Genomic DNA, 2,078 nt, shown 5'->3' with positions numbered 1-2,078 from the left:
CACCGGTGAGAACATCGCAGGAGTCATTCATTTCGGTTCACCCCTTTTGCTCTTAAGCTGTCAACTACAAAGTGAGTGAGATTTTCTGAATTAAAGAGTACAGGATAGTTATCGTCATAATCTACAATCACTTCAACCCCAAAGGTTACTCCAACGCCTTTAGCAATTTGTTTCACTTGGTCTCGGATGACTTTTCTAGTTGTTTCTTTCATCATCCGAACATCCCCTTTTAACACTACTTTATCTTGTATAGCATTAAAACTTCCTGCTCCATCAAATGATCCAATAGTTACAGTACCCATGTCAAATGGATCTATTCTTCTTGAAATTACTGTTTGGAGTTCAGTTACAAAGTAACTAGCGGCTACTATTGCATCATTACTTAATTGTGGCATAGAAGCGTGACCTCCGTTTCCTTTGATTGTAATGGTGAAATTAGAACGTCCCGTTTGAGTTTCTTTATTATGATAGGCAATGACCCCTGTTTTAATTGTAGTCATCACATGAACCCCGATCATATTATCGACACCGTCAAGAGCTCCTGCTTTAATCATACCTTTGGCACCACCAGGAGATACTTCCTCTGCTGGTTGATGGACAATTCTAACTCTTCCCGGAAGTTCTTGTTTTATTTTTACTAGTTCTCTAGCAAGTACCATCAAATATGCAGTATGTGCATCGTGTCCACAGGCATGCATTACTCCTGGATTGACCGATTTAAAACTTAAATCATTATCTTCAAAAATAGCAAGAGCATCAAAGTCTGCTCTCAACGCAAGAGTTTTTCCGGATTTTCCACCTTCAATATCAACGATGATTCCAAATCCCTTTCCGATAAGTTTTGGTTCACAGTCAAGTTCTTTATAAAAGCCCATAATATACTTAAATGTTTCTTTTTCTTGAAAAGAAATTTCTGGGTATTGATGAAGATGACGCCTAATTTGAATCATTTCATTCTCATATTGTGTTAAGCTAGTCAACAAATTATTAAGTAGTTTCATATGATACCTCTAAACTTTCTACCCGAATTGCTAGTTAATTTCATTGGAAAATAAATAAGTCGTGCTATCCTAATCTTAAAGCACTAAGCATTAGAAAGCTCACGACTTATATGACTTATAATAGCACACTTCCAAAAGTTTTTGTTTATTTACTGACAACCATTGAGACGCTTTATCAAACGAGTGTTCCCCTTGAGGTTCAAAACCGAAAGAACGTCCATCTCGCAACATCAGATTGCTTAGTTATCGCTTGTTACCTATGGGGCGTACTGCATTTTAGTGAAACGCTTAAAGCTAAGCACCAATTGGCTCAAAGTTTATTTCCTAATTTCCTAGAATATTCTCGCTTTGTCCGCCGTTGTAATGCCCTCTTACCGAGTATCCAAGTCATTCGCCAAGCACTCGTCTTTAAAGAGGTTGAAGGAATGAGTGTATCCATTATTGACAGCTTCCCCATTCCTTTGTGTCAGCCTATTCGTAATTTCAGAAGCAAAGTTCTTGGAGATTATGCAAATGTTGGCTACAATGCTACAAAGGGACAGTACTTCTATGGATGTAAATGTCATGCTTTAGTCAGTGAATCAGGCTATGTCATAGACTACACAATTACTCCTGCTTCAATGGCTGATAGTTCAATGACCGAGGAAGTGTTGAGTCAATTTGGGACACCAACAGTCCTTGGAGATATGGGATATCTAGGTCAGTCACTGCATGAAAGGCTGGAATTAAAAGGAATTGATCTAATTACACCTGTCAGGAAGAACATGAAGCAAAAGAAAATCCTTTTCCCTAATTTTTCAAAACGTAGAAAAGTGATTGAGCGAGTTTTCTCTTTTTTGACAAATCTAGGAGCTGAGCGTTGTAAAAGTCGTTCGCCTCAAGGTTTTCAATTGAGATTAGAGATGATACTTTTAGCGTATTCTTTACTGTTAAAATCAGCTAAATCACTGGAACCAGAGACTTTAAGATATTCTATCGGGTATCAAGTCATGGCTAAATAATCAACTAGCAATTCGGGTAGGTCAATGTTCTTTTATATTTGAGCGTCCATAAAATGGTCATTTTCTGAACACTCTT

Annotated in this window: 2 protein-coding genes; one reads left to right on the top strand and one right to left on the bottom strand. The window is 37.6% G+C overall.

Annotation, left to right across the window (positions count from 1 at the left end; all coding sequences use genetic code 11):
* Window positions 1-23 precede the first annotated feature (23 nt).
* A complete protein-coding gene (locus ACWD1Z_RS37230; protein ID WP_451125318.1) occupies window positions 24-1,001 on the bottom strand; it encodes an amidohydrolase in 978 nt (325 codons plus the stop codon).
* Between the two features lie 110 nt (window positions 1,002-1,111).
* On the opposite strand from ACWD1Z_RS37230, the gene ACWD1Z_RS37225 reads away from it, so the two are divergent.
* Window positions 1,112-2,002, top strand: a complete 891-nt coding sequence (locus ACWD1Z_RS37225; protein WP_451125316.1) for an IS982-like element ISLll1 family transposase — start codon at window positions 1,112-1,114, stop codon at window positions 2,000-2,002.
* The last annotated feature ends 76 nt before the right edge of the window (window positions 2,003-2,078 follow it).

The organism is Streptomyces sp. NPDC002784 (genome assembly GCF_053592135.1).
The sequence above is the reverse complement of the archived record's forward strand: the minus strand, read 5'-3'. Positions and strand labels throughout refer to the sequence as shown.